Annotated in this window: 28 protein-coding genes and 4 tRNA genes; 16 read left to right on the top strand and 16 right to left on the bottom strand. The window is 38.2% G+C overall.

The window, feature by feature from the left end; genetic code table 11:
- Positions 1-7 precede the first annotated feature (7 nt).
- On the bottom strand, positions 8-1,138 hold the full coding sequence (gene dnaN / locus WC441_04255; protein ID MFA5163700.1) for a DNA polymerase III subunit beta: 1,131 nt from the start codon (positions 1,136-1,138) through the stop codon (positions 8-10).
- 237 nt (positions 1,139-1,375) lie between these two features.
- The gene (gene dnaA, locus WC441_04250; protein MFA5163699.1) at positions 1,376-2,788 is read right to left on the bottom strand and encodes a chromosomal replication initiator protein DnaA; all 1,413 of its coding nucleotides are present in this window, start codon (positions 2,786-2,788) and stop codon (positions 1,376-1,378) included.
- A 237-nt stretch (positions 2,789-3,025) separates the two neighbouring features.
- On the opposite strand from dnaA, the gene rpmH reads away from it, so the two are divergent.
- The 3 genes from rpmH to WC441_04235 all read left to right on the top strand — a co-directional run bounded on the left by rpmH (position 3,026) and on the right by WC441_04235 (position 4,558).
- Entirely contained in the window at positions 3,026-3,163 is a 138-nt protein-coding gene (gene rpmH, locus WC441_04245; GenBank protein ID MFA5163698.1) for a 50S ribosomal protein L34, read from the top strand.
- A 364-nt stretch (positions 3,164-3,527) separates the two neighbouring features.
- Positions 3,528-3,785, top strand: coding sequence for a membrane protein insertion efficiency factor YidD (gene yidD, locus WC441_04240; GenBank protein MFA5163697.1), 258 nt, complete (start codon positions 3,528-3,530; stop codon positions 3,783-3,785).
- 17 nt (positions 3,786-3,802) lie between these two features.
- Entirely contained in the window at positions 3,803-4,558 is a 756-nt protein-coding gene (locus WC441_04235) for a YidC/Oxa1 family membrane protein insertase (GenBank protein MFA5163696.1), read from the top strand.
- A 52-nt stretch (positions 4,559-4,610) separates the two neighbouring features.
- Here WC441_04235 and WC441_04230 read toward each other — a convergent pair whose 3' ends face one another.
- A complete protein-coding gene (locus WC441_04230) occupies positions 4,611-5,354 on the bottom strand; it encodes a diacylglycerol kinase family protein (GenBank protein ID MFA5163695.1) in 744 nt (247 codons plus the stop codon).
- A gap of 31 nt (positions 5,355-5,385) precedes the next feature.
- Positions 5,386-5,781 carry a polymer-forming cytoskeletal protein gene (locus WC441_04225; GenBank protein MFA5163694.1) on the bottom strand — a complete coding sequence of 132 codons (396 nt, stop codon included), beginning with the start codon at positions 5,779-5,781 and terminating at the stop codon, positions 5,386-5,388.
- Positions 5,782-5,930: 149 nt separating this feature from the next.
- On the opposite strand from WC441_04225, the gene WC441_04220 reads away from it, so the two are divergent.
- Positions 5,931-6,002: transfer RNA gene (locus WC441_04220), tRNA-Arg, on the top strand.
- 131 nt (positions 6,003-6,133) lie between these two features.
- Positions 6,134-6,207: transfer RNA gene (locus tag WC441_04215), tRNA-Ala, on the top strand.
- Positions 6,208-6,264: 57 nt separating this feature from the next.
- Here WC441_04215 and WC441_04210 read toward each other — a convergent pair.
- Positions 6,265-6,915 (bottom strand): SemiSWEET family transporter, encoded by a 651-nt coding sequence (locus WC441_04210; GenBank protein MFA5163693.1) that lies wholly within the window; start codon positions 6,913-6,915, stop codon positions 6,265-6,267.
- A gap of 344 nt (positions 6,916-7,259) precedes the next feature.
- On the opposite strand from WC441_04210, the gene WC441_04205 reads away from it, so the two are divergent.
- From WC441_04205 to WC441_04180, 6 genes are read left to right on the top strand one after another with little or no spacing between them, the layout of a single operon-like run.
- Entirely contained in the window at positions 7,260-8,198 is a 939-nt protein-coding gene (locus tag WC441_04205; GenBank protein ID MFA5163692.1) for an FAD-dependent oxidoreductase, read from the top strand.
- Positions 8,199-8,237: 39 nt separating this feature from the next.
- Entirely contained in the window at positions 8,238-9,506 is a 1,269-nt protein-coding gene (locus tag WC441_04200; protein ID MFA5163691.1) for a hypothetical protein, read from the top strand.
- A gap of 12 nt (positions 9,507-9,518) precedes the next feature.
- Positions 9,519-10,454, top strand: a complete 936-nt coding sequence (locus WC441_04195) for an EamA family transporter (protein MFA5163690.1) — start codon at positions 9,519-9,521, stop codon at positions 10,452-10,454.
- Between the two features lie 6 nt (positions 10,455-10,460).
- Positions 10,461-11,489, top strand: coding sequence for an endo-1,4-beta-xylanase (locus WC441_04190; GenBank protein ID MFA5163689.1), 1,029 nt, complete (start codon positions 10,461-10,463; stop codon positions 11,487-11,489).
- A 2-nt stretch (positions 11,490-11,491) separates the two neighbouring features.
- A complete protein-coding gene (locus WC441_04185) occupies positions 11,492-12,199 on the top strand; it encodes a glycosyltransferase (protein ID MFA5163688.1) in 708 nt (235 codons plus the stop codon).
- Positions 12,180-12,572 carry a DoxX family membrane protein gene (locus tag WC441_04180; protein ID MFA5163687.1) on the top strand — a complete coding sequence of 131 codons (393 nt, stop codon included), beginning with the start codon at positions 12,180-12,182 and terminating at the stop codon, positions 12,570-12,572. Before WC441_04185 ends, WC441_04180 begins: the two co-directional genes overlap by 20 nt.
- A 60-nt stretch (positions 12,573-12,632) precedes the next feature.
- Here WC441_04180 and WC441_04175 read toward each other — a convergent pair.
- From WC441_04175 to WC441_04160, 4 genes are all read right to left on the bottom strand, one after another.
- Positions 12,633-12,705, bottom strand: a tRNA-Gly gene (locus WC441_04175).
- A gap of 4 nt (positions 12,706-12,709) precedes the next feature.
- Entirely contained in the window at positions 12,710-13,885 is a 1,176-nt protein-coding gene (locus tag WC441_04170) for an MFS transporter (GenBank protein MFA5163686.1), read from the bottom strand.
- A complete protein-coding gene (gene lgt / locus WC441_04165; protein MFA5163685.1) occupies positions 13,866-14,705 on the bottom strand; it encodes a prolipoprotein diacylglyceryl transferase in 840 nt (279 codons plus the stop codon). The genes WC441_04170 and lgt overlap by 20 nt, the downstream gene beginning before the upstream one ends.
- Positions 14,706-14,734: 29 nt before the next feature.
- Positions 14,735-14,816 (bottom strand) — tRNA-Leu (locus tag WC441_04160).
- A 102-nt stretch (positions 14,817-14,918) separates the two neighbouring features.
- On the opposite strand from WC441_04160, the gene ppsA reads away from it, so the two are divergent.
- The gene (ppsA, locus tag WC441_04155; GenBank protein ID MFA5163684.1) at positions 14,919-17,330 is read left to right on the top strand and encodes a phosphoenolpyruvate synthase; all 2,412 of its coding nucleotides are present in this window, start codon (positions 14,919-14,921) and stop codon (positions 17,328-17,330) included.
- Between the two features lie 71 nt (positions 17,331-17,401).
- Here the strand turns inward: ppsA and WC441_04150 are convergent, their stop codons facing one another.
- Complete coding sequence (locus WC441_04150; GenBank protein ID MFA5163683.1) at positions 17,402-17,992, bottom strand: hypothetical protein; 591 nt, start codon at positions 17,990-17,992, stop codon at positions 17,402-17,404.
- Positions 17,993-18,252: 260 nt separating this feature from the next.
- Here WC441_04150 and WC441_04145 point away from each other — a divergent pair, with 260 nt between their 5' ends.
- Positions 18,253-19,035 carry a hypothetical protein gene (locus WC441_04145; GenBank protein ID MFA5163682.1) on the top strand — a complete coding sequence of 261 codons (783 nt, stop codon included), beginning with the start codon at positions 18,253-18,255 and terminating at the stop codon, positions 19,033-19,035.
- A 71-nt stretch (positions 19,036-19,106) separates the two neighbouring features.
- Here WC441_04145 and WC441_04140 read toward each other — a convergent pair whose 3' ends face one another.
- From WC441_04140 to WC441_04115, 6 genes are all read right to left on the bottom strand, one after another.
- Positions 19,107-19,529: a hypothetical protein gene (locus tag WC441_04140; GenBank protein MFA5163681.1), complete on the bottom strand. Its 423-nt coding sequence runs from the start codon at positions 19,527-19,529 to the stop codon at positions 19,107-19,109.
- Between the two features lie 4 nt (positions 19,530-19,533).
- Positions 19,534-19,941, bottom strand: a complete 408-nt coding sequence (locus WC441_04135) for a hypothetical protein (GenBank protein MFA5163680.1) — start codon at positions 19,939-19,941, stop codon at positions 19,534-19,536.
- Positions 19,942-19,945: 4 nt separating this feature from the next.
- A complete protein-coding gene (locus WC441_04130; protein MFA5163679.1) occupies positions 19,946-20,422 on the bottom strand; it encodes a hypothetical protein in 477 nt (158 codons plus the stop codon).
- Positions 20,419-20,814, bottom strand: a complete 396-nt coding sequence (locus WC441_04125) for a pilin (GenBank protein ID MFA5163678.1) — start codon at positions 20,812-20,814, stop codon at positions 20,419-20,421. Before WC441_04125 ends, WC441_04130 begins: the two co-directional genes overlap by 4 nt.
- A gap of 1 nt (position 20,815) precedes the next feature.
- The gene (locus WC441_04120; GenBank protein MFA5163677.1) at positions 20,816-21,229 is read right to left on the bottom strand and encodes a pilin; all 414 of its coding nucleotides are present in this window, start codon (positions 21,227-21,229) and stop codon (positions 20,816-20,818) included.
- A 110-nt stretch (positions 21,230-21,339) separates the two neighbouring features.
- The gene (locus WC441_04115) at positions 21,340-21,735 is read right to left on the bottom strand and encodes a hypothetical protein (protein MFA5163676.1); all 396 of its coding nucleotides are present in this window, start codon (positions 21,733-21,735) and stop codon (positions 21,340-21,342) included.
- Between the two features lie 115 nt (positions 21,736-21,850).
- Here WC441_04115 and WC441_04110 point away from each other — a divergent pair, with 115 nt between their 5' ends.
- Genes WC441_04110 through WC441_04100 form a run of 3 tightly spaced genes read left to right on the top strand, consistent with a single transcriptional unit; the run spans position 21,851 to position 25,647 of the window.
- Positions 21,851-23,521, top strand: coding sequence for a hypothetical protein (locus WC441_04110; protein MFA5163675.1), 1,671 nt, complete (start codon positions 21,851-21,853; stop codon positions 23,519-23,521).
- 19 nt (positions 23,522-23,540) lie between these two features.
- Positions 23,541-24,896, top strand: coding sequence for a glycosyltransferase family 39 protein (locus WC441_04105; GenBank protein ID MFA5163674.1), 1,356 nt, complete (start codon positions 23,541-23,543; stop codon positions 24,894-24,896).
- 1 nt (position 24,897) lies between these two features.
- Positions 24,898-25,647, top strand: coding sequence for a glycosyltransferase (locus tag WC441_04100; GenBank protein ID MFA5163673.1), 750 nt, complete (start codon positions 24,898-24,900; stop codon positions 25,645-25,647).
- Positions 25,648-25,670 lie beyond the last annotated feature (23 nt).

The following is a 25,670-nucleotide window of genomic DNA, read 5'->3' as shown; positions in this document are numbered from 1 at the left end:
TCTTTATTTATTGCCTAATAGGCATAACTATATATAAATATGGCTCTTTAGGCTCTGGCCTTAAAATAAACGGTGAAGCATTGTTAACCAGCTCGATCTTAACTTTTTCGCTATTTATATTGGTTAGACCGTCAACTAAATATTTGTAATTTATTATAATTTCACTTAAATCACCTTTATTATCGGATTCCAACTCAATCCTACTCTCACCACTTATCCCAGAAGAGGCTGAGATTATGGTTCCAGATGATTTAAACTCTAGAGCTACGTCGTTTATTCCGGCCTTTGAAAAGATGGCCGAGGCTTTGACCGCCCTTAACATTTCTGATCGATCAATCAAAACCTCTGTTTTAATGTTGTTTGGTATTATTTGTTTATAGTCTGGGTAGTTACCACTGATAAGGCGGGAAATTAAATCTGTTTGACCTAAAGAAAATAGTATCTGGTTATCCGATAAATAAATTTCTATATTTTTTACTTCCTCATCTTCTGATAAACCATCACCTAAGCCAACTAATATTCTGCCGAGCTCCTGGATGGTTTTAGAGGGAACGATAATTTTTATATCATCCTCTGTTTTTATATTAGAATTTACAGAGATTTCTCTTTCCGCCAAGCGATAACTATCTGTGGCCACTAAAGTTAATTTATTTTTATTAAAGATAAATAAGACACCAGAGAGCTCTGGACGGCTTTCGTTGTTTAAAATAGCAAAAGAGACCGACCCCAGCGCCTTCCTAAAATCATAAACCGGGCACAAAAAACCGTTATCCTTATTTATTGTAGGGATTAAAGGAAATTCCGTCGCCGCCTCTCCCTTTATCTTTGTCTTGTAATTATTACACTCCAACTTCAACTCTCCACCCTTTTCCTCTATCTTAACCTTATCATTAGGTAATAAGCCTACATAATCATTAATAACCCTGGCATCAACCGTAAAAGATCCCTCCGTCTCAACCTTGCCCCTTATTTGATGGATTATCCCTATTTCCAGGTTAGTGCTTATTAATTCTATTTTATTCTTAGATGCTTTTATTAAAACGTTATTCAAGATTGGTAAATTAATATTCTTACTAGTAATATGGGAAACTAGGGTTAATCCTCTTTTTAAATTTTCTTGCAAGCTTATTAGTTTCATATTTAATTAATTATATATTATATATATTATATATAATAATAGTAATAAGGAGGTGGATAATTTTAGCCTTTTCTTTTTTAGCTAATAAAGACGGCAATAATTTGATTTTTTACGGTTGATATCCTCTGTAATTAGTCTGGATCATTTGTGATGTTTTTGTGTAATGCGCGCGCCGCTTCGTTTTTGTCAACAGGAATTAAAGACCTGCTAACCATTTATTAACACTTTATATACAGTTTAAATGGTGTGATTATTTAAAAGTTGTTTGACAGAATTTATTTCTTGTTTTATTTTTTCATTTCCCTTTTCGGTAATTTCTTTGTTTATTTTGTTGTAGGCGTGCATGGCGGTGGTGTGGTCTCTGCCTCCTAATTCGTTGCCAATACTAGGATATGATGTGTTTAATTCTTCTCTGATAATATAGATAGCTACCTGTCTTGGCCAAACCAGTTCCTTTTTACGGCTATTTCCAATTAAATCTTTAAAAGCAACATCATAAAATTTTCCGGTAGCCTCTATTATTTCCTTGGGTGTTAGTGATTTTGATTGAATGTTGGAGACAAAGTCAGATAAAGATTCCTTAACACTTTTGATGCTTGGCTCAATTCCCCTTAATTGGTGAGAGGCGACAACTCGGTTTAGTGCTCCCTCAAGTTCTCTGATATTATTTTGGATGTTATCAGCTATATATAATAATATTTCTCTTTCTAAGGGAAAGCCCTTTTCTTTAACTTTTTTTTCTAATATTGCCATTTTTGTTTCAACGTCAGGCCTGCCGATGTCGGCCACCATCCCTGATTCGAAACGGGATATTAATCTCTTTTCTATGGCTGGTATCGATTTTGGCGCCCGATCAGAGCTTAAGACTATCTGCTTGTCGGCTTGCTGTAGTTCGTTAAAGGTGTGGAAGAATTCTTCTTGGGTGCCATCTTTTCCACCCATAAACTGGACATCATCTATTAGTAGCAGATCGACATTACGATATATGTTTTTAAAGTCTTTTCCTTTACCTGTTTGGACTGCCTGGATATAGTTGTTTGTAAATTTTTCGCTGGTGGTGTAAAGAATTTTATCAGTATATTTAGCGGCTTCGTTCCCAATGGCTTGCAAGAGATGTGTTTTACCAAGGCCGACTCCGCCATAGATAAATAAGGGGTTATAGGCTTTACCCAGACTGTTGACTACCGCCTTGCAGGCAGCGTGGGCCAGTTCGTTGTTTTTGCCAACGATAAAATTTTCAAAGATATATTTGGGGTTTAAGCCGAAACGGCCATTATTTTGGACTTGGTAATCAGAATTTTGTCTCTCATTGTTGGGATATTGATGGTTTTTTTCGGCTTCAATCGATGTCTCCAAAGGCTTTTGATTAGTGGAATAAACGACTTGACCGCCCATTGGTTTTTTTAGCTCTATTTTATAAATGATTCCCTCTATTTTTTGTTGGCAGACATTTTCCATCGCTTTAAGTATGTTGCGGTGATATTTTTCCTCTAACCATCTTTTTACAAAAGCATTTGGCACACAAATAATCGCCCGGTTGTTTTCAAACGAGGATATAAAAGTATCTTTGAACCAAGTGATAAAATTAACCTTGGATAAACTGACTTCCATTTCTCCTAAGACTGATTGCCAGATTTGTTCATTAGTCATATTTTTATCTTTTTCTTTTGAAAAAATTAGAGCTTATTAGTAGCTATATTATATTAAATAAACACCATTATCACAAGGGTTGATGTTTGTTTATAAGGTGTTAACAATTAGTGGATAATACTAGTTTTGGAAATTTTTATATAATTGACCTTTTTTGCTTTAAGTGTTAAGGTGTCTATGGAAAATATAAATTAATTTAAAGCCATTGAAAAGCGTTTTTTAGTGGTTTTTAATAATATGCCAAAAAGAACTTATCAGCCAAACAAGAAAAGAGCCTCTAAAAAACATGGCTTTAGAAAGAGAATGCAAACCAAGGATGGACGGGATGTTTTAAAAAGACGCCGCACTCGGGGGCGGGCGGTTTTGTCTAAGTAAAATTCCTTCTCATAAATAAAATGCTGCCCAGAAAACAAAGATTACAGAGAAACAAAGACTTCGATTCGGTTTTTAGAGGTGGCAAGTCATGCTATTCTGATTTTTTTGGGCTAAAAATAAAGAAAAATAATTCAAATTTAAACCGTTTTGGTATAATTATAAGTCTTAAAGTGAGTAAAAAGGCCGTGGTTAGAAACAAGCTAAAAAGACAAGTAAGAGAAATTATAAGTGGAGAAAGTGGTTTATTAAAAGAGGGTTTCGATTGTGTTTTTATTTTTTTTCCTCTAATATTAGAAAAAAATTTTCAAGAAGTTAAAATCCTTATTAAAGAGTCTCTTAAGAGGCTTAATATGTATAACTAGGTATGTGGAAATTGTTTAAATATGGACCCCGCTTGTTTGTCGTGAGGTTAATTAATATTTATCAGAAGAGCCTTTCTTTTGACCATGGACCAATGAAGCACCTATATCCTAATGGTTTTTGCCGCTTTTATCCGAGTTGTTCAGAATATGGCAAAGCCGCAATCTTAAAGTATGGGGTGGTTTTGGGGGGATTTAAATCGCTTTGGCGTGTTATGCGTTGCAACCCTTGGAACAAGGGCGGCTATGACCCCCTAAAGTAATATATTATTTTAAAGCTATGATTTATTTTTTTACGATAGTTTTTTATCAGCCAATTCTAAGTTTATTGGTTTTTTTATATAATACAGCCGCCTTTAACGATATTGGCGTGGCAATTATATTATTAACCATAATAATCCGTTTAATCTTGTGGCCTCTTACCAATAAGGCGATTAAATCTCAAAAAGAGCTTCAGGTGTTACAGCCTAAGTTGGAAGAATTAAAAAAACGATTTACCAATAAAGAGGAGCAGGCCAGGGCAACCATGGCTCTGTATAAGGAGCACAAAATTAATCCTTTTTCTTCTTGTTTGCCAATACTGATTCAGCTACCCTTTTTAATCGCAGTTTACCAGGTGTTCCGAGATGGCTTAAATAACAAATTAGACCTAGTTTATTCCTTTATCTCTAAACCAGAAACAATTAATACCATCTCTTTTGGTTTTATTAATTTAAGTGAGAAAAATATTTATTTAGCGATTTTAGCTGGGGCCGCTCAGTTCTGGCAAGGAAAAATGATGATCGCTAAAAATAAAGCAACATCCGAAACATCTATAGGTGGTACCAAAGATGAAAGCATGACAGCGATAATGAATAAGCAGATGACTTATATGATGCCAATTTTGACGGTTTTTATTGGAGCCACTTTACCCGGCGGGCTTACTCTTTATTGGCTGGTAATTACCCTGTTAACCGCTTTGCAACAGTTTGTAATTTTAAAAAAGATTTCCAAGACACAAGATAAGGTTGTTATTGAGGGTGAGTTGATAAAATAATCTATCAAAAAAACAGCTTGTTTAAGGCTGTTTTTTTGTTACTTTATTTTAGTTAATCAAATTTTCTATCTTTACCGACAATAAAATTAAGCCTTTCTTTTAATATGCCCACCTCGGCTGGCGATGAGACCTCTTCGCTGTCGTCTAGTAATAAAACCTTGTTTTTATTGGTTATTTTAAGGTTTTTTAGTTTAAGATAAGTATAATCTTTGTTCTTGTGTTTGTAATAAAAATCTAAGAATCCGTCTTGAGGGTCAGATTTTATTTCGTTGTTTAAATCCTGTTGATTGGCGAGATTAACAATGTGAATCTGTCCTTGTGTCTCAGGTTCTATGGAATATTTCTTTTCTATCTCTATCTCGCTTCCCTGGCTGTCTAAGGAAACCTTGTTTAAAAAATATTTATTAGCCACGGTGCCCAAATCTATCTTTTTTATCCTTCGAGCTAGTAAAGTTTCACAGGCTTCATCTTTCTTAATACCTAGGGATTCGGCAATCGAATTATTATCTCCGATGGGGATTATAAATAATAGAATGTTTTTTTGAAAAAAATCGTATAGGGAATTATCAACCACAGCGCCGATGATTTTGTTAACGGTTTTGTTGTTGCCCACAGCTACGATCGTCTTAGCACCAGTCTTTATTTCGTTCTGAATAAGATCTTTAACATTTTTAATAGTTCCTAGGCGTACGATTTTACCGCTTAAGCCCAAATCCGTCAAACGAATTTCTAATTTGTTTAAAGCTCTGGTGTACTTACTCTTATTTAAATAATCATCGTATATATAAACGTACATATTTTTGCAGAGAGTGGTTTATATATGATAATTATTTTTCTATTTCTTCCTTATTTTCTTTTCCCTCCTTCTTGTTTTCCGAATTTATCAATAGTTGGCCGTTTACGATACCGCCACGTTCAATTGATAGCTCTCCATATTGGAGATCACCGAAAATCTTGGCGGTTTTTCCGATGGCTAAATATTTTTTTACTTTTACATTACCCTTGACCTCCCCGTTGATAATCGCTTCCTGAGCTTCAATATTGGCTATAATCTTGGCATGATCTCCGATAAATAGGTTGGCCTCTGTCTTGAGCGAACCCTCTAGGCTGCCCTCAACGATAATATTACCTTGGCCGTGGAAGTTACCCTTTACCTTAATCGAGGAGCCGATAATAGTTTCGGCGTCCTTGAATTTTTCTGGCCTATTATCCTTGTTGAACATATTTTTATTGTTAAATTAATGACGAGAGTATATAAAAATTGTCTTTTTCTCCTTAATTTTAAGCCAATTTTTAGCTTTTGTCAAAACCTTGGTTTAAGATTTGAAAAAAAACTAACTCTAGCTTATTATATATAGTGATACCTATTTTCGTCCTCATAGTTTAATGGATAAAACGAGAACCTCCTAAGTTCTAGATTCAGGTTCGATTCCTGATGAGGACACATTTAATGGAAAAGTTAATTATTGTCAAATACTTGACAATAATTAATAATTGTTTCTTTTGTCCAACTCTTGACTATTCTATTTTTTCCATTATTATATAGAATATAGAACAAAATGTTCTACGAAGAACGGGCCATTAGCTCAGTTGGCTAGAGCGCTTCCATGGCATGGAAGAGGTCAAGGGTTCAAGTCCCTTATGGTCCACAGTATTAGAGTCTAGGATATTCTAGACTCTTTTCTTTATACTAAAAAAGATCTGCTCTATTTGGCAGATCTTTTATGTTTCCATTGATAGTATAATGACAACAAAACGATCAAAAATATCAATGATAATCCACTGGAAGTTTGTACGGCTCGGTCATTAATGGCTGTTGAATAAATAAACCAAAATAAAGAGCTGACAAAAAAGGAAATGAGAAATACAGGCTCAACATCTTTGTAGTCTTTATTTTTTACCATTTTATAGGTTTGAATTAGCATCGCAATCGCCCCTAGTCCAAATATGAGTAAAATTATCAGGCCTTTATACTGGGAAATAGCGATTAATGGTACTACAAAAAACAACAATATTGAGCTGATGCGATCAAATTTAGAGTTTTCTTGATATATCCAAATATTGATTAGTATCGGGATATAAAAGAAACCAGGAATTCCACTGAGGAATAAGGCTAAACTATTGCGACTAATGCCGTAAAACAGGAAAGACAGGAAATAAAAACTAAGATAGGCAAACAAGCTTAGGGTCCAAGCTTCTCCAGAACGATTTTTCCTAATCCTTTGGTTTTGCTTAATCGCAGCAATTATTTGCAAGGTAGTGATAGCTAGAGTAGCAATGAAGCTGATGGTGACAGCATTAAGACCAAAGTTTTTTAACTCGATCGTGTTGTTGATCATTTCAAAGAGCGTTTCCAATTTTTTATTCTCCTTTCTTTTTTTATCTTATTTCTGTTCAGTATAAAAGTCAAATTTTCCGTTTTTGTTGTTGATAAAAACACTTTTCTGCTTTTGGTGTATAAGTCTACAGTTTTGTAGACTTAACTTTTAATTTTACCTAAAATTAGCAAAATAAAATTATTGGATATCTTGTGGATAATCTGTTGTTGGTTGTTGTTCTTGAAAAATATAAGCATATTTATTTAAATCCTATAGCCCAATATTGAGTGTTTGCTATTAATACTAAAAAAAATTATAATAAGAGAGTAATTAAATTATTTTTTAAACCTCATCGATTTCGAATGAGTTAATTTATTATTTTTATGTACGACATTATTATAATCGGCTCTGGCCCAGCTGGCATGACAGCCGCTATTTATAGCACCCGCCGAGAAATGAAAACCTTAGTGATTGGGAAAGAGACTGGGGGGCAAATGATTTGGGCTAGCGAAATAGAAAATTATCCTGGTTTTAAGAGTATCACGAGTTTTGAATTGATCAACAAGATTAAGGATCATATGTTATCTTCAGGGGCCGAGCTGAGCGAAGATGAAGTTAAGAAAATTGAAAAGTTAAGTGACGGAAGTTTTAAAGTTTATACTAATAAAGAAGAATTCCAAGCTAAAACTATCTTGGTGGCTATGGGTTTAGCTCCGCGTCGTTTAGCAGTAAAAGGAGAGTTAGAATTTAATGGTCGGGGGGTATCATATTGCGCTAATTGCGACGGCCCTTTATTCAAGGGCAAGACTGTGGCTGTGGTTGGGGGCGGCAATTCTGCCTTGGATGCGGCTGAACTTCTCTCAAAGATAGCGTCCCAGGTCTATCTTATCCATAGAAGCGATAGTTTTCGGGCTTTTGATACCTTAGTTTCCGAGGTTAAAGCCAGAGAAAATATAGAAATATTTTTAAATTCGGAAATAGAGGAAATTGTCGGAAGTGATCGGGTGGCGAAGATAAGAATAAGTCATCACGACCAGCAAGAGATAACAGAGAAGGCGGTTGACGGCGTTTTTATCGAAGTAGGCAGGCTAGCTAATACAGATTTACTTGAAGGTTTAGCAGAGAGAAAAGAGAACAGCCAAGTGATTGTAGATGAAAAAATGTCTACTACGACGCCTGGCTTGTTTGCCGCTGGGGATGTTGTCGATTCTGATTTTAAACAGATTACTATAGCGATGGGGCAGGCGACAGTCGCCGCTTTAAGTGCCTATCAATATTTACAGCTGCAAAAAGGCATCCAGGAAACTCCAAAAGATCATTAATTTTTGCTATAATAGCCAAAGAGGAGCCTTCAAAAGTATATGAGTCTCAAGAAGATAAATTTAGTAGCTATTGATATGGGTTACGGACACCAAAGAGCCGCCTACCCATTGTTGGATTTGGCCGGAGGAGAGATTTTAAGCATGAATGATTATCCGCAAATGCCGGCCTGGGAACGTCGATATTGGCAGAATAACCTGGCGTTATATGAAAAGATTTCCCGTTTTAAGAAAATCCCTATTTTAGGCAAAATAGTTTTTTCTATAATGGATCATTTCCAAAGGATAAAGCCATTTTATCCTTTTCGTGATTTATCGAAGCCTAGTTGGCAACAATTAACTTTCTTGCGGGCGATCAAGAAGGGTTTAGGGAAGGATTTGATGGATACCTTGTCTAGCAATGGCTTACCCTTAGTAACCACTTTCTTTGTGGCTGCCTATGCAGCTGATTACCACGGGTATAAAGGTGATGTTTATTGTGTGGTTTGTGATACTGATATCTCTCGGGCTTGGGCGCCTATTTGGCCGAAAAAGAGCCGCACGAAATTTCTTGTTCCGAGCGATAGAGTTAAAACAAGACTTCTGATGTATGGCGTCAAGCAAGAAAACATTATTGTTAGCGGCTTCCCTTTACCTAAAGAGAATATAGGGGAGAATAAAGAAATCCTTTTAAAAGATTTAGGACAACGCTTGCTTCGTTTGGATCCTCGGGGCGAGGAAAGCTCTTATTATAAAAATATTCCTAGCCTTGATTTAAAAGCGCATACTTCAAACAATTCAGGAATAACTTTAACTTTCGCAGTTGGAGGGGCGGGCGCCCAGGCCGAGATTGGTGCCATGATTGTAAATAAATTAGCCAAGCTCTTGCGCCAAGGCGACTTACGGCTGAACCTGGTCGCTGGTTCTAGGCCAGAAGTGAAGGATTTTTTTTCCCGAGCCATCCAAGAGAATGATTTAACAGATTGTCGTAATGTAAAGATTATTTTTGCTCCGAGTAAATTAGAATATTTTCAGGAATTTAATAAATGCTTAAGGACTACCGATGTGCTTTGGACTAAGCCATCTGAACTCTCTTTTTATTGCGCCCTAGGTTTGCCAATTATTATATCTGAGCCGGTTGGTTCTCAAGAAGATTTTAATCGAGAATGGCTGCTATCAGTCGGAGCCGGCCTGGATAGCTTGGCGGTTGAAAATATTGAAGAGTGGTGGGTAGATTTGCTTAATTCTGGACGCTTAGCCCGAGCGGCGGTTGATGGTTTTTTAAATGCTGAGAGTGCAGGGGTTTATAATATTGAAAAAAATTTAAAATAATCTACTAAGCCTATGTCTTGGATCACAGTCGCTTTATTGGCCTATCTTTTTTTAGCTGTTTCCAATCTTTTTGATAAATTTCTTATCGATCATGTCATTAGTAGTAGTAAGGCGTATGCTTTCGTCGCTTGTTTATTAGGAGGAATAGTCGTGGTTGCCGCTCCTTGGCTATTAGAATGGCCAGGGTGGCGTCTATTCTTTTGGGATGTTTGTTTAGGTTTCATATTCGCCCTTGCCCTTTGGTTCCTATATGAGGCTTTAAAGAGAGGTGAGGCGGCCAAGACTCTAGTCTTGGTTGGGGGCGTTGTTCCAGTTTTTTCTATACTTTTATCAGTAGTTTTTTTAAAAGAAAAGTTTAACTTAGATCAGTGGGGAGGCTTAGGTCTACTAGTGTTGGGAACCTTTTTGATCGCTTTTCTGCCTAGTCATCGCAGTTTTTTAAGCCGAGTGGTCAGGCATCTTGGGATCAGTCAAAAGGTGGGTCTTGATGGCTTGTTTTTTGCGCTTATATCAGGCGTAGCTTATGCACTTTATTTTGTCGGTAGTAAATATGCCTTTAATGGTCAGTCTTTTGCCAGCGCCTTTATCTGGGCGCGCTTAGGAGCCGCTTTTTTTGTTTTATTATTTTTACTACAAAGAAAATCTCGCCGAGAAATCTTTAAATTTTTACACGTTTCTTCGCCTCAAAAACATAAATTCCTAGTTCTATTAGGCCAAGGTTTCGGCTCGCTTGGGTTTATTTTGCAAAATTATGCTATTTTTCTTGGATCAGTAGCCCTAGTGAATGCCTTGCAGGGCGTCCAATATGCCTTTATTTTGCTAATTAGCGCTATCTTAGCTTTTTCTGCGCCTAAAATGCTAAAAGAAAGTTTTACTGGTTTGATAATTTTACAAAAAACAGCCGCTGTCTTTTTAATCGGCTTGGGTTTATATTTTATTGCTTTATAAAGTTATATGAGAAAAGACTGGCGTTTTAAGAACAATAAATTTTGGCAGATAAGCATCTTTTTGGCACTGTCTTTGTTTGTTATAATTTTTTATTTTTTTAAGGTAGCCAAGAATTACTCGACTGACAAGGATTTAAAATATCCCCCTGGTTTTTTTGGGGTAACTTTTTCTACCAAATTTTGTAATGAGCTTGGCTTGGATTGGCGCGAAGTTTATAGCGCCACCCTGGATGATTTAAAAGTGAAGGAAATACGTCTCCCGATCTATTGGGATGAAATCGAAAAAAGCAAGGGAAATTTTGATTTTTCCGACTATGATTTCATTATTGAGGAGGGACGGAGACATAATGTTAATTTTATAATTAATATCGGCTGGCGTTTGCCTCGTTGGCCAGAATGCCACGCCCCTGCCTGGACGAACAAAAATAGCTTACAGGCTAACCGGGAAGAATCTCTTAAAATGATAGAGAAAGTAGTTAGCCATTATCGTTTTTATTCCAATATTGTGTATTGGCAAGTAGAAAATGAACCATTTTTGGATGCTTTCGGGATTTGTCCGCCTAGCGATATAGAATTTTTTAAGAAAGAAGTTGCTTTGGTTAAAAGTTTGGATACCAGGCCAGTTATGGTTTCTTCTACTGGAGAGTTAAGTTTTTGGAATAAAGAAGCAAGAATCGGCGATGTTTTTGGGACGACCGTCTATAGGGTAGTTTGGGGTAAGTGGTTGGGTTATGTCAGATATCCTATTCCTGCTTGGTTCTATCGCTTAAAGGCCGACCTGGTCGGCCTCGATCAATCTCGGCGCTATATTATTGAGCTCCAAACTGAACCCTGGGTGCCTCAGGGCAGTATGATTTATCTACCTAAAGACGAAGCGGATCGTTCGATGAGTTTCGACCAGTTCTATGGTAATTTATTGTATGCCACCAAGATAAACTTCAATAAAACTTATCTTTGGGGAGTGGAGTGGTGGTATTGGAAATATAAGAATGGCGACGATAGGTTCTGGAATCTAGCGAAATTGCTTTTTAAATAATTATGCTCCTATCCTACATCATACCCACCTTAAATGAAGAAAAGTATTTACCATTATTACTAGAGTCCATAAAGAACCAAAAAGTTTCTGATTATGAAGTGATTGTTTCTGATGGCGGCTCAAATGATAAGACGGCATCTATTGCTCGAGAGGCTGGCTGCAGGTTTGTAGTTGACTCTACGGTAAAACACCCTTCTCATCAGAGAAATGTCGGCGCCGCTCTAGCTCAAGGAGAATTATTTTTATTTTTAGATGCTGATACGGTCTTGCCTGATAATTTTACAGATACCGTCCTGACCGAATTCCAGTCCAGAGATTTAGTTGGCGCTGGTTTTTATATTAAATTTAGTCCAAATCGCCCCCTCTATTCTTTATTCGCCTTTTTTCTCAATCAATTTTTATTTATTCGCCAATATTTCGCTCCAGCAGCCGTTGGCGCTGGGATCATATCAAGAAATTTAGCCCATCATAAGATTAATGGTTTTGACGAGACTATCTATGTCGCTGAAGATTATGATTATTGTTTTCGTTTATCCCGTTTAGGACGTTTCAGGATGATTAAAAGCGTGAAATTACCGTATTCCTCTCGTCGTCTAGAAAAGGATGGTAAATTCCGCACATTATTTAAATGGTTGAAAATGGCCACTTTTACCCTATTTAATTTAAAGATTAAAAAAAAGATTGTTAAATATGATTTTGGGAAATATTAAAAATAACCCCTGGACTTTATTAAGGGTGGTCATGGGCCTCATTTTTTTAAGCGCAGCTATTTTCCGTATTTTTAACCCTGAAGCAGCTCGGATCGAACTGGTAAATTTAAGCCTCCCCCCAATTTTAGTCTGGCCCCTCATCATCTTAGAATTTATCGGCGGCCTATGTCTTTTTCTGGACTACGAAAGCAGGAAGGCCGCGCTGATTTTAGTCTTATTCTTGATTTTTGCTCTCACCCAAGCGCTAATCGTTGATTATCAGACAATACTAAGGCAATTATCGAGTTTGTTTGTTTTTCAAGCGAATGCAGTTGGCTGGTTTTTACATCTGATGTTTATTTTCATCCTTATCAGTCTTTTTAGGCGCCCCTAATTACTTCAAACATTTTCATTATAAAAACACGCCCCCATAGGAGCGTGTTTTTACTAGCTGAGCGGGTAAGCGGAATCGAACCGCCATCTTCAGCTTGGAAGGCTGACATAATAAACCACTATACGATACCCGCCTGATTAATGATTATTTTTCATCAAATGGAGGAAATAAAAACTGGAAAACATTATTATAGCTACGACTAGGAAAAGATTTTCTAAGCTGTAGAACTTAAAGACTATCATCCCTATAATTGAACCCAAGACATATCCTAAAGGGGTGGTAATCCGAAAAAAATCAATATATTCGACATCTTTTACGTCCACTATCTTAAAGAAGTAGGACTCTCTCATTGCCTCGATTAGAGAAGCGCCGATACGACTAAAGAATAAAAGCAAGGCCCAGATCAGAACACTGGTTGATTTAACCCAGAAGAAAGATAAGAGAGAAATGATTAAGATCGAAAAGCCGATCATGAATATTTCTTTCTCGCACAACTTCTTATCAGCGATAATCCCGGCCGGAATTTCAAAAATTACAAACGGGAGGAGCATAAAAGCGAAAATTAGCCCCAACTTATCCCAATCTATTCCTAAATTATGGTGCAAGTATATCGGGATGAAGACAACTGCGCTATTAAAGAATATGTTTAGGAGCAAAGACAGACTGAAAACCCCCCTTAAATTGCGGTTAAGCCAGATGTTGGTCAAGGTCCGCCGGATATTTATCTTATGGTATTTTATCTTATCTTGCAAGCCACGGCTATGTTGTATGAAAATCAGGCAGAAGGGGATTAGGATGAGAGCAGCTAAGACGAATGGCCAGGCATAGTCGTTTTCTTTGATCAGATAGCTAGACAGAAGAGGTCCTAGGATCCAGCCTATGTTGATAAAAGTGAAATATATGGTTCTAATCCGGCCAGTTTTTGTATCACTGGAAAATCCCTCAACAAAGACATCCATGTTAATCCAGATTAGATTTGAGCTAATATTAAAGAATAAAAATGCAGTAAAGACTGCCCAGGCGCTACTAGCAATACTAAGAGCTAAAAGCGAAGCGCCGTAGATAGCCAAGACGATTTTAGTGAGGAAATAATTGCTGAGCTTTTTAATAAAGCCAGGAAAAAATATGATAGCAAAAACAGCCACAAGATTTGACAGAACGAAAAACAAACTCACTTGCGATAAACTGACGAACTGCCCGATAAAGTTAGACTGAATATATGCTGGAATAGCTGTTGCTAAAGCTAAAATCAGCCCCAGTAGATATAGGATTTTTAAATTCGCCTTTGATTTTTTAGCGTTCAATTTCGGCATGTTTATTTTTCTTGAAAAATAGAGGGATAGCCAAGAAGATGATGACTAAACTGATAATTTGCGGCCAACGCCAACCCCAAAGTTTTGGGGTTTGGTCGACTTTAATAAATTCCAGAAAAAAACGGAGCAAAGAGTAGAGAATCAAATAAATTGCTGTTAGTCTTATGAAAAAATGACGGTAGATTTTTTTAAAATCCCCGCTTTTCAGCTTCCTTAACATTATAACATGAATCGCTATTAAAATTAAAAAGATAATCAGGCTGCCAAAGCTTTCGTAGATAAAAGTGGGGTGGAAGAATTTTTCTCCGATGTATTCTAGTGGCCGGTTGATAGGATCGATAGGGATGCCCCAGGGCTTGTCTGTCGGCAAACCAAATAATTCTTGGTTGAAATAATTACCAAACCTGCCGATAGCTTGCCCCAGGGCAAGTCCGGGGACGACTAAGGCTGTGACAAACCAAAAATCAAGCTTGTTTTTATGGGTAAATAGCCAAGCGCTTATTAGCCCACCAATAATCGCTCCATGAATAGCTAGGCCACCTTGCCATATCTTAAAGATAGACAAAGTGTTTTGGTAATAATAAGGCCACTCTAGGAAGATTTCGTATACTCTAGCCCCTAACAAGCCGCCGATTATCAACCAGAAGCTTAAATCTAAGATAGTCTCCGTTTTATAGCCGTAGGCTTTAGCTAGTAGTAAGGCGCTAATAATTGCCAGACTGATCCCTGTGACCATCAGCAAGCCATACCATCTGATATCAAAAAAAGAGCCGGACCAGAGGATTGCCTGCGGCTGGAAATTGTGAAGAAAATTGATCATAAATAGCTTTTTCTGGATGATCTTGCTTGTGCGGACGGAGAGACTCGAACTCTCAAGGGTTGCCCCGCTTGGTCCTAAGCCAAGTGCGTCTACCAGTTTCGCCACGTCCGCCCCTTAAGAGGGCTCTTTCATCTTAGATTATTATTTTTTTAATGTAAAGAATGTGTTATAATCATAACATAAAATAAAAAATTAAATTAAGATAATATTCCTATGCTAAAAAGCGATTTGATTAAGTTTTTTTCTGATCTAAGCATTAAAGATGTTCCTAAAGTCGGAGGCAAAAACGCCTCTTTAGGAGAAATGTATAAGCATTTATCCGGTCGAGGGATTAAGATTCCCAATGGGTTTGCCACTACCGCCTATGCTTACAATTATTTTTTAGAGAGCACGGGTTTAAAAAAGAAAATCAAGGAAATTGTGAAAGGTTTGGATACGCATGATTTAAAAAGCTTGGCGCTTAAGGGGGCAGCTATTAGGAAATTGATCGAGCAAACAGAATTCCCTAAAGATTTTTCACAAGCGATCGTGAAAGCCTATAAAAAATTATCTCAGGAAAACAAAGTGGCTCAGTTAGATGTAGCTGTGCGTTCGAGTGCTACAGCCGAAGATTTACCTGACGCGTCCTTCGCTGGTCAGCAGGAAACTTTCTTGAACGTCGTTGGAGAGAAAGATCTTTTGTTAGCTGTCAGGAAATGCATCGCCTCTCTTTTTACTAATCGAGCAATTTCTTATCGAGTTGATAAGGGTTTTGATCATTTTTCCATTGCTTTATCGGTCGGCGTACAAAAAATGATCCGCTCCGACTTGGGTGCCTCTGGTGTTATGTTTACTATCGACACTGAGTCCGGCTTTGCGAATGCAGTTTTAATCAATTCCATCTATGGCCTCGGAGAAAATATCGTCCAAGGTCGGGTTAACCCGGATGAGTTTTACGTCTTTAAGCCGACACTGTCGATTATTTCCCGATCTTTAGGGACAAAAGGATTGCGGATGGTTTATGATAAGAACCGCGGTCATAATACGGTTAAAAATGTTAAGGTTAGTTTAGCTGATCAAGATAAATTTTCCATTAGCGACGCCCAAGTTAGGCAGTTAGCTAAGTGGGCCATTGATATCGAGAAACATTATCAAAAGCCGATGGATATCGAATGGGCCTTAGACGGTCGCAACCATGAGCTCTATATAATTCAGGCCCGTCCAGAAACTGTCCAGAGTCGGCGGGATTATAATTTTTTAGAGAGATACAAATTGGGACGTCACGGTTCAGTAATTACCAGCGGCCAAAGCGTGGGCAATAAGATTGGTGCCGGTATGGCCCATCGGATTATGAGTCTTAAGGAAATTAGTAATTTTAAACCGGGCCAAGTGTTGGTTACAGATATGACCGATCCTGATTGGGAGCCGATTATGAAGATCGCGGCCGCCATCGTGACCGATAAAGGAGGCAGGACTTGCCATGCCGCCATCGTCTCTCGGGAGCTTGGAATTCCTTGCGTGGTCGGGACTAATAATGCTTCCACTAAAATCAAGGACAAACAAGCGGTGACCGTAGATTGTTCTGGCGGTGAAGAAGGTTATGTTTATGAAGGTAAGTCGGTTTTTAAGATTGAAAAGACAAATTTAAAAGATCTTAAACGTCCCAAGACAAAGATAATGGTTAATATTGCCGAACCAGATATGGCCTTTGCTAACTCATTTATCCCTAATGATGGAGTCGGCTTAGCGCGTTTAGAGTTTATCATTAATAATTACATAAAGATTCACCCCTTGGCCCTACTGGATTATAATAAGCTCAAGGATTTAGCTGTGAAGAAAAAAATTGAAGCTCTAACTCCGGGCTATAAGGACAAGGCTAAATATTTCGTCGACCGTCTGGCACAAGGAATAGCGATGATCAGCGCAGCTTTCTATCCAAAAGATGTAATAGTCCGTTTATCTGATTTTAAGACCAATGAGTATGCTAATCTGATCGGCGGCCAAGCTTATGAACCGGAAGAATCCAACCCTATGATTGGCTGGCGGGGTGCTAGTCGTTATTATTCCAAGCGTTTTTTGCCGGCCTTTGAATTAGAATGCCAGGCCCTGAAATTGGTTCGCGATGAATTGGGTTTGAAGAATCTAAAAGTGATGGTTCCTTTCTGCCGTACCGTTGAAGAGGGGAAGAAGGTTTTGGATATTATGGCGCGCAACGGCTTGAAGCGGGGCCAGAATGGCTTAGAAGTCTATGTTATGGCAGAAATACCCGCTAATATTATTTTAGCTGATAAGTTTTGCCAGATTTTTGATGGCTTTTCTATCGGCTCTAACGATTTAACCCAATTAACTTTAGGGATTGATCGAGATTCCGGCGGAAGCTTAGAAGTGGCCGGAATTTCTAATGAGAAGAATGAAGCAGTTAAAATTTTAATTAGGAATTTAATCGCTAGCGCTAAAAAGCATAAGCGCAAGGTAGGAATTTGCGGCCAGGGGCCTAGTGATTTTCCTGATTTTGCCGAGTTTTTAGTAGAATGCGGTATTAATAGTATCTCTTTGATTCCTGACACGGTCGTGCCTACGACTTTAGCGATTTTAAAGAAAGAAAGATTTTTAAGACGTCGTCGTTTCTTGCCTTTATTTTTCTAGAACTAGCACCAACTGTTAGTAAAACAAAAAAGCACCGAGGAGGATGCTTTTTTGTTTTTTATATCTATGTTTTATTCTAAAACTTCTATTTTAGCCACCTTCACCCCGAATTTAAGGGCGTCAGAGCGGTTCTTCATCCAGATATCAACCTTTTGCCCGTTTTTGCTGTGCATGCGGTCTCGGACCACAAATATTCTGTCACCGAATAATTCTGGGATTCTAACTTTTGTTCCAAAGCTTAAGAAGTTCGCCGCAATAGTATCTTCTTGGCCATGTTCGCAAACGTTAAAGCCGTTAGCGGTTATACAAGGAGAGTTGTCGGTTTGCCCAGCTTCAGAGTTATAAGCGCTTAATCGGCGCACGCTGGAGCTTATAACTTTTATTTCTTCTTTTACTTCAGTATCGTATTCTTTTTGGCTATCCAGGCTTTTTTGGATGGCTTGCTCGATAACCATGTCTAGCTGGTCACTTTTAGTTAAAGAATCGCCTTTTATAGTTAAGTCGCCTTCAGCCCTGGCGGTTTTAGTATTTATTTCATCAGCTAGGCTGGGTAAAGCAAAAAAGATGAATTGGAAAACCAAAGCGACAATTAGGAACAACAAGGAATGTTGTCGTCTACTGAGAGGCACTAAGTCGTCACCTAATTTCTTTAATATTTTCATATAATTGTTTAATTTGGGAAATCAAAAACCCCTATTAAAGGGGAATTTTTGAACTTATCTTTATATCACAGCCGCCTTTTAAAGTCAAGATTAGGCCTGGGGATAAATATTGACAATATTAATAAAGTGTGATATACTTACCCTAAGTAAATTAAAAAGGATTTACTCGAACATTAAAACAACGAATATTAAACAAAAAAAACATATCAATCATGAAGACAACCACTTTTTTATCCGTAATTTTAGCCATTTTTTGGCTTATGTTCACCGCTCCCGTCGCTTCCGGCCAAACTAGGCAGGAAAACAGGCAAATTGCCCACATTGAAGGCGAGATTACTCGTCTACAGAACCAGGCAAATCGCTTGGAAAACAGCATGGAGGACACCAGCTCCACGATTATGGTGGAATCCAAACTCATGGCTCTGATTGCCAAGCTTCAAGCCGATACGGCTAATCCAAAAGATGTTACTTCCCAGTTGAAAAGCATCAGGGAGCTTAAAAAACTCAGTAGCCTCCTGAATGAAACAAGGAAAAGCAAGGCCGAACAGGTTAGAAACAACAGGGCTGTCGCCTCTCAATTAACCGGGTTATACTCCCGCATTGCTCAATTAGAGCAGAACAGGAAAGCGATCTTTGATCGTTATACTAACACCACCGGGATACCCCGAGAGATGACTCAGAATACCATGAAGCGCAGGCTTCAAGCTAACGTCATAAGACGTGAGGAATCCTCAATTAATGTACTGGAACATTTGCCTATTTATGGCACCATGGTTGATTCAACAATAATGTTGAAGGTGGTCATTGATAACCAGGCTATAGGGATGGTTTCATTCCAGTTTAAACCATTAAATGGCGGTTTGTCGCAATCAATCGCTGTACCAGCGAAAACGAGAATGGAGATAACATTGGTCCCCGGTAACTACCTGGTAGTTACTGAATATCGTAGCACTTTACGTGCCATTAATCTCACGGTTGGAAGAGTCGTCCAGAATTATGCAGGTATAGCCTGTCATGGATATGTCTTCTACCCCCCTTACTAATAATATACCTCGATCTTTGAAAAAAAGGCGACCAAAACGGCCGCCTTTTTTCTTTTGGCTTATCTTTATTTTTAATATGGACCGCTAGAAACCGGACCGCTTGGTCCGGCCATGTTGAATGGCAGTTTATTGAAGACAAAATAAGTAATGGCGTAGGCTGAGAGAACGATAACCAGCCCGATAGCCGCCGCCTTAATCGTCGCTTGGGATTTTTCTATCTGTTGTTCATTACCGGCCGCTGTCATCCATTGGAAACCGGCGATAATTATTAATACTAGGAATATAAGGGCCAAGAAGCCTAACAACACTTTAATGATTAAAGAGATGATAGTGCCAAGGTCGCTGGACATGAAGCCTGCCTGCTGGTTAAATCTATTGCTTTGCTCTTGGATATTAATAGCTGGTGAGCTCGTAGCCGCTAAAAGAGGCTGGACTCCAAGATTCATTATCACCAAACCCATTAATGTTAAAGTCAAGAGTTTAATTTTTTTCATAATTTTAGCTTAAGGTCGCCCCGATAAGGCCGCTATTTAATATGAATATCCAAATTGCCCAGGCTCCCAATATAATTAGAAGGCCGATGATCGAGCGCGTCATGGTGTCTTTCGCTTTTTCTACTTTTTGCTCATTACCGCTAGCTGTAAGCCAGTTGTATCCAGCCAAGATGATAAGGATTATGAAAATGATCGCCAAGAGGCTAAGAAAGGCATTAGCGATTCGACCTAGTATCTCTGCTAAAGTATATTCATCTGCTTCTTGGTATGAGCCGCTAGTTACAACCTTTAGCTTGTCCACGGGGTTATTGCTGGGGCTGCTGGTGGGCGTTTGGGCAAAGACGAAATAAGGCAAAACCAAGATGGCGGTTAAAAATAACAAGACTAGCAAGGCTTTTAATTTTTTTTTCATAATTTTACTTTAGGTAAGGGATAAAGATGTTGAGAACAAAATAACTGATAGCGTAAGCACCTAAGACGATCAGCAGTCCGATGATGGCTTGGGTTAGAGTGTCTTTAGCTCGGTCTAGTTTTTGTTCATTTCCGCGCGCTGAAAACCAATCCCAGCCGCCATAGATGATAAAAGCGATGAATATAATCCCCAATAATGATAGGACTATATTTATAATCGTCCGGATCATCGGCTCGATGGTGTCGTTGCTGCCATTTTGGGCTATCTTACCGGTATCAAATCCAGCTTTATCAGCCACGCAGTCTAAAGTGTCGCCGCCTTGGCAGACGTTACCGTCCCGAGTTTTAAAGGCATCTTGGAGATTTAATTCTTTAGGGTTGACCGGGGGCGTAGAACTGGCCGCTAGAAGAGCTGAAGATCCAAAAGATATAGCCAGCGTCAAGATTAGGATTATAATTATTGATTGATATAGCTTTTTCATACTCCCTTGAATGTTTGGCTGGCGATGCTTTTAAGGACAAAGTAGGTAATCGCATAAGCAGCCGCTACTACTACTAAGCCAATTATGGCATTAGTGATAATCATTTGCGCCTCATTCACTTGTTTTTCGTTACCCTTGGCCGTCATCCATTTTATACCGCCAAAAATTGCTAAACCTAAGAATAGGACACCGATCAAAGATAAAACAGCGGTTATGATTGGCTGGACTATATTTTCCGGACTTTTCTTTTCTTGGCTGAAGCCAGCTTTGTCGCTGGTGGAAGCTAGGCCAGTATCAGTGGCAAAATTAAAAGTTTCTGCCTGACTTAGGACCGGCAGAAGCATCAAAACAGACAAACATAGGGCGATCAGATTTTTGGCTAACTTTTTCATTTTATGTCCCGCTAGTGTTGGTTAGTAGGTCTCCGACGTAAGCAGTGATCGCATAAGCAGCGAAGACGATTATTAGACCAATAATGGCGTTTATCAATAAATTTTTTGCCTTGTTAACCTGTTGGTCATTGCCAGCCGCCGTCATCCAAAGGATACCGGCGTAGATCATTAAGACCAAGAAAACAACTCCGATGAAGGATAGGATGATGCCGATAATCTGACCTACTCTTTCCCTGGGGTCGGTGTCTGAAAGAGCTTGTCTTAATTTACTATTGTCCGCTCCCATGGTCTCGTCTAGACCATAGCTTTTATCAACTTGCGTTTGCGCTAGGGCTGGTAGAGCTTGGAATGAAGAAATAAAACAAAAAAACAGCCCCATAAATAAAACTGTCTTTTTTATAAGAGATAAATTCATAGTATTGTTATCACCGCCCTAAATACAATTTTTATATTTAGGGCGGTGATCCCCATTTATTAATGAGGACCACTTTTTCCGAAATCGATCTCCGAAAATAATGCTACGGTTTATTGGTTGTTAGTAGCATTGATTAATCTCTCTAACACGAATCTGGCGATACCCCAAGCGGCTAAAATGATAACTAAACCGATGACGCCAGCTCCCATTAACTTTCTAGATTCAGCCACCTTATCTTCATTGCCGCCAGCAGTCATCCATTTGAAACCAGCTGCTAAGATGATGACAACAGCAATAATACCTAAGAATAACATCGCAGTGTTGATGATCCTGGCGACGATAAGTCTAGGATCGTCTGTGCCTAATTGGATTTCATTGTTGATCTCATTGATACCAACATCAAGACCCTGGGCGGCAGACGTTCTAACGAAAGCGAATACTGGTAAAATCAAAAGCATTATTATTGCGAAAGATAAAAGGCTTTTGCCTAATAATTTTTTATTCATAATTCACCACCTTTCTAGTTGTAATTTTTATTGATACTAATAATGATAACATATTTTAAAAATGAAAACAAATATGTTATCATAATTTTAGCCACAAATTGAGGATTTGCCTTTTATGACCAAAATAAGTTTGCCTTTTTATAAAGTAGTCTGGGTCTTATTTTACCTTCTGGTGTTCGTTTTTTTATTACAGCATTCTTTTTCTTATCTCGACCCTGATTTTGGTTGGCACCTTCGCTTAGGGCAAGAAATTGCCAGTACTGGCAAGGTTCCAACCATCAATTACTCTAATTATACCCTTGAAGGCTTCTCTTGGGTGGATCATGAATGGTTGTCTAATTTGACAATTTACTATGTTTATAACAATCTTGGTTATTTAACGCTGAATTTATTTTTTTGTTTCATACCCTTGATTGTCTTGTTTATCTTAAATAATTTTTTAAATAATTATTTTAATATTAGCTTAAAAAAATATTTATGGCCTTTGATTTTATTTGAAAGCTTGTCCCTTGTAGCGGTTGCACCCCATCTAGGCGTCAGAATACAAGAGATCACTTGGCTCTTTTTTGTCCTTCTTTTGGTTATAATCTTAAATTATAGTAAATATAGAAAATGGCTGGTCTTGTGGTGGCTGCTGCCACTTTTTTATTTATGGGCGAATCTGCACGGCGGCTTTTTACTCGGTTTAGGAATCCTTTTTATGTTTATCGGGCTTAAGGTTTTTGAGCGTTTAGTTATTAATCAAAAAGCCTTGTCTTTCTTAGATCGCACGACGGTGTTCTCCTGGCTAGAAATTTTAATGTTCGTCGCCTTTTTGCTGTTGGCTTGGGTTAGTACCCTTCTAGGTCCTTATGGCCTTAGCCTCTACGACTTCCTCTCTAGCTATGGTAACACTTTCTATTTTAACCATATATCTGAATGGTTGCCCCAATGGGCCTTCCCTTACCAATATTGGCAGTTCACCTATATTTCCGTTAGCCTCTTGGCTATCTATTTTTGGACTAGGAAAATTCTTAAAAAGAAAGAGATAAAATTGGATTTGTTCGCCGGCCTGATGTTTTTGTTCTTTTTAGTTTTAGCCATTAAATCAAGGCGTCACTTTCCTCTGTTTTTTATCGTTTCCTTTCCTCTCCTGTTTAAATTATTTATTAGTGATATTTTGCCGGTTTGGAAAACAAAAGAAGAGAGACTAACTCTTAAGAATAGGGGCCTAGATATCTTTATCAAGTTTTTTATTATTTCGACTTTCTTGGTGGTAACTGCTAATTTGGCTTTAGGAATAAAGTTCACTCAGGATCCCTTCCAAAATTTTTGCGAGGATAAATATCGGCCCGGCCGCCGACAATTCCTCTATCCTTGTCAGGCTCTAGCTTTTATAAAATCCGAACCTCTTTTTAAGAACCAGCGTTTGTTTAACGATTTTGGCTGGGGCGGTTATTTGCTGTGGCGATATCCAGAAAAGCAATTATTTATAGATGGACGCATGCCCCAGGCTGATTTTAAAGGACGTTCTATCTTAGAAGAATATTTTGATTTTTTTGATCAGGATAAGCTGGTTGATAAGCTTGAGGAATATAATATAGATTTGGTTTTATCTAGGAATCCGGTAGGACGGCTACATTTGAATGCTTTTGAAAAGAGCTTCATGATGATTAACGAAGATGAAATCAATAAAGATAATGAATTATTGGATTTTTTAGCCTCTTCGTCTGATTGGACTCTGGTATACTCTGATTCTGTTAGCCTCCTTTATCATCGAAATGAAAAAAATAGCAATAAGGAATAAAATTTTAAAGCCATCAAAATTGTTACGACTAATTTATTGGTTAACGATATTTTTTGGCATTTTTTTCCTGCATTCAACCCATTATTTAAACAGTGATGAGGGCGTTTTACTGGGTGGCGCCTGGAACCTGTTTAATCACCGGCAGCTTTATCTTGATTTTTTTGCCTTTATTCCTCCGGCTGGCTTCTATTTAGTCTACTTTTGTTGGAAGATATTTGGGGTGGGCTTCTGGCCGGCTCAAATTTTGGCCGATTTGATTTGGTTTGTCGGGATAGTCGGTATTTTTTCTATTAGCCAAAAAGTTTGTCGATCCTGGATTAATTATATAATCCCTATTTTTTTGGTTTTTGTCTCTGCTTGGTTTTGGCTGATTAACCATAATGTTTTTAATACTGTTTGCTTGATTTGGGCTACCTATTTTTTGCTGTCTTATTTAAAAGATAACAAGATTATATCAGTCTGTTGGGCGGGACTAATGAGCGGCCTGGGAATATTGTTCTTACAACAAAAGGGTTTGGCATTTTTTGGGGCCGCGGCCTCTTTTATTTTTTTCAGCTTATTATTCAGAAAAGAGTTCGTCGCGCAAGCCAAGGTATTATTTTATTATACAATCAGCACTATCGCTCCTTTGCTTATCCTGTTGTTATGGCCTCTAAAGGTGTTGTATTCCAATTTAATAGATTTCCCTCTATTGCACTACATTGAAGCTAATCGTATTTCTTACGCCAGATTAGGACTTTTTTCCGTTATTTGGCTGCTAGTTGTGCTGTTTTTACGCCGAGAAAAACGTCAAGATTTACGCTTATTGCTTTATTTGCAAGCATTTTTATTAGTCGCTTGTTGGCCCCTGCCCGATAAGTATCATCTATTTTTATCGCTTTTCCCTTTATTTAGTCTGGCTTCTTTTATCTATCTAAGAACCGTAAGGTCGGGAATTATAGAGAAAATAGTTCTGGCTGTAGTAGCTCTAATCTTTATTTTACAGCTACTTGTTCCCTCGATTATTTACCTTAAGGATAAGTGGTGGGGGCCATTTTCTTTCCGCAGCCAGAAATTTATTGCCTATATACAAGAGAATTGTCATTCGCCCTATCTTTTTGTCGGTCCATTTTTCCCTAATCTATATTTTGAATCCGGCAAGGTTAATGCTACTAGTTTTGATATCTTAATTAGCGGGCATCAGACTGAAGAACAGTTCGCCTCAGCTCTTGGCGACCTGGCTGAAAATAGGCCAGATTGTGCCATTTTAGCTTATGCTGATCCTTTGCAGCGTTTCCGACATAAGCGTGATAATGTGGTAGAATCATATATCAGGCGTGAATATGATCTAGTCTTTGACGTCGAGGATAAGTTATATTTTTATAAAGTGAAGTAATATGAAAATAGAGATCTGCCTCCCTGTCTACAATGAAGAAAAAATTTTGGAAAGTAATATTTTAAAGGTGCTTGATTATCTTGGGCGGGAAATATTTTTTCAAGACAAAGATTGGCGCCTTTTGGTCATAGTTAACGGCTCTAACGATCAATCGGCTCAGATAACCCGCGATTTATGTTTGAGATTCCCGGAAAAAATTCAATCCCTAGAGTTTAAACTAGGCGGCAAGGGGCGGTCCTTGAAACATTATTTCTTGCTGAGCCAGGCCGAAGTCTTGGTTTATATGGATATTGATTTGGCGGTTGATCTTAAAGCTCTGCCCGCTCTTTTACAACCGATATTAAGCAATGAAGCCGATTTAGTCTTTGCTTCTCGCTTGTTATCCGGGTCAAAGACTGATCGCTCTTGGTACCGGACCTTGAGTTCCTATATTTTCAACGCTTTATCTCGTCTCCTCCTGGGCCACCGTTTTTCTGATTCCCAGTGCGGCTTCAAGGCTTTTAAAAATGAGGTTTTTAGGTCAGTCGCTCAAGAGATTTTAGATGATCATTGGTTTTTTGATACCGAGCTCTTAGTTTTTTCTGCTAGACAGGGTTGGCGCCTGCAAGAGATCCCGGTTGATTGGCGGGAAGAAAGATACCAAGCTCGTCCCAGTAAGGTTAAATTTTTTCGTGATAGTTTCAAGTTTCTGACCAATTTATTAAAATTAAAAAAACGCTTGTTAAAAGCGTCAAGCGGTCTCAAAAGTTAGCCTCTAAAGATAAGCACCAAAAA

The sequence above is a fragment of the Patescibacteria group bacterium genome (assembly GCA_041651355.1).
Classification (GTDB): Bacteria; Patescibacteriota; Patescibacteriia; order Patescibacteriales; family UBA12465; genus JAPLVX01.
Note: the sequence above shows the minus strand (reverse complement) of the source record. Positions and strands in the feature narration are given on the sequence as shown.

Excerpts from the sequence above, each read along its gene's own strand:
- dnaA (MFA5163699.1), bottom strand. The coding sequence starts at position 2,788 with ATGACTAATGAACAAATCTGGCAATCAGTCTTAGGAGAAATGGAAGTC.
- WC441_04185 (MFA5163688.1), top strand. The coding sequence starts at position 11,492 with ATGCTCCTATCCTACATCATACCCACCTTAAATGAAGAAAAGTATTTA.
- dnaN (MFA5163700.1), bottom strand. The coding sequence starts at position 1,138 with ATGAAACTAATAAGCTTGCAAGAAAATTTAAAAAGAGGATTAACCCTA.
- WC441_04205 (MFA5163692.1), top strand. The coding sequence starts at position 7,260 with ATGTACGACATTATTATAATCGGCTCTGGCCCAGCTGGCATGACAGCC.
- WC441_04180 (MFA5163687.1), top strand. The coding sequence starts at position 12,180 with ATGATTTTGGGAAATATTAAAAATAACCCCTGGACTTTATTAAGGGTG.
- WC441_04110 (MFA5163675.1), top strand. The coding sequence starts at position 21,851 with ATGACCAAAATAAGTTTGCCTTTTTATAAAGTAGTCTGGGTCTTATTT.
- WC441_04200 (MFA5163691.1), top strand. The coding sequence starts at position 8,238 with ATGAGTCTCAAGAAGATAAATTTAGTAGCTATTGATATGGGTTACGGA.
- WC441_04145 (MFA5163682.1), top strand. The coding sequence starts at position 18,253 with ATGTTCACCGCTCCCGTCGCTTCCGGCCAAACTAGGCAGGAAAACAGG.
- WC441_04100 (MFA5163673.1), top strand. The coding sequence starts at position 24,898 with ATGAAAATAGAGATCTGCCTCCCTGTCTACAATGAAGAAAAAATTTTG.
- rpmH (MFA5163698.1), top strand. The coding sequence starts at position 3,026 with ATGCCAAAAAGAACTTATCAGCCAAACAAGAAAAGAGCCTCTAAAAAA.
- WC441_04195 (MFA5163690.1), top strand. The coding sequence starts at position 9,519 with ATGTCTTGGATCACAGTCGCTTTATTGGCCTATCTTTTTTTAGCTGTT.
- ppsA (MFA5163684.1), top strand. The coding sequence starts at position 14,919 with ATGCTAAAAAGCGATTTGATTAAGTTTTTTTCTGATCTAAGCATTAAA.
- WC441_04170 (MFA5163686.1), bottom strand. The coding sequence starts at position 13,885 with ATGCCGAAATTGAACGCTAAAAAATCAAAGGCGAATTTAAAAATCCTA.
- WC441_04130 (MFA5163679.1), bottom strand. The coding sequence starts at position 20,422 with ATGAAAAAGCTATATCAATCAATAATTATAATCCTAATCTTGACGCTG.
- WC441_04230 (MFA5163695.1), bottom strand. The coding sequence starts at position 5,354 with ATGTACGTTTATATATACGATGATTATTTAAATAAGAGTAAGTACACC.
- WC441_04115 (MFA5163676.1), bottom strand. The coding sequence starts at position 21,735 with ATGAATAAAAAATTATTAGGCAAAAGCCTTTTATCTTTCGCAATAATA.
- WC441_04125 (MFA5163678.1), bottom strand. The coding sequence starts at position 20,814 with ATGAAAAAGTTAGCCAAAAATCTGATCGCCCTATGTTTGTCTGTTTTG.
- WC441_04235 (MFA5163696.1), top strand. The coding sequence starts at position 3,803 with ATGATTTATTTTTTTACGATAGTTTTTTATCAGCCAATTCTAAGTTTA.
- WC441_04135 (MFA5163680.1), bottom strand. The coding sequence starts at position 19,941 with ATGAAAAAAAAATTAAAAGCCTTGCTAGTCTTGTTATTTTTAACCGCC.
- yidD (MFA5163697.1), top strand. The coding sequence starts at position 3,528 with ATGTGGAAATTGTTTAAATATGGACCCCGCTTGTTTGTCGTGAGGTTA.
- lgt (MFA5163685.1), bottom strand. The coding sequence starts at position 14,705 with ATGATCAATTTTCTTCACAATTTCCAGCCGCAGGCAATCCTCTGGTCC.
- WC441_04120 (MFA5163677.1), bottom strand. The coding sequence starts at position 21,229 with ATGAATTTATCTCTTATAAAAAAGACAGTTTTATTTATGGGGCTGTTT.
- WC441_04140 (MFA5163681.1), bottom strand. The coding sequence starts at position 19,529 with ATGAAAAAAATTAAACTCTTGACTTTAACATTAATGGGTTTGGTGATA.
- WC441_04190 (MFA5163689.1), top strand. The coding sequence starts at position 10,461 with ATGAGAAAAGACTGGCGTTTTAAGAACAATAAATTTTGGCAGATAAGC.
- WC441_04150 (MFA5163683.1), bottom strand. The coding sequence starts at position 17,992 with ATGAAAATATTAAAGAAATTAGGTGACGACTTAGTGCCTCTCAGTAGA.
- WC441_04225 (MFA5163694.1), bottom strand. The coding sequence starts at position 5,781 with ATGTTCAACAAGGATAATAGGCCAGAAAAATTCAAGGACGCCGAAACT.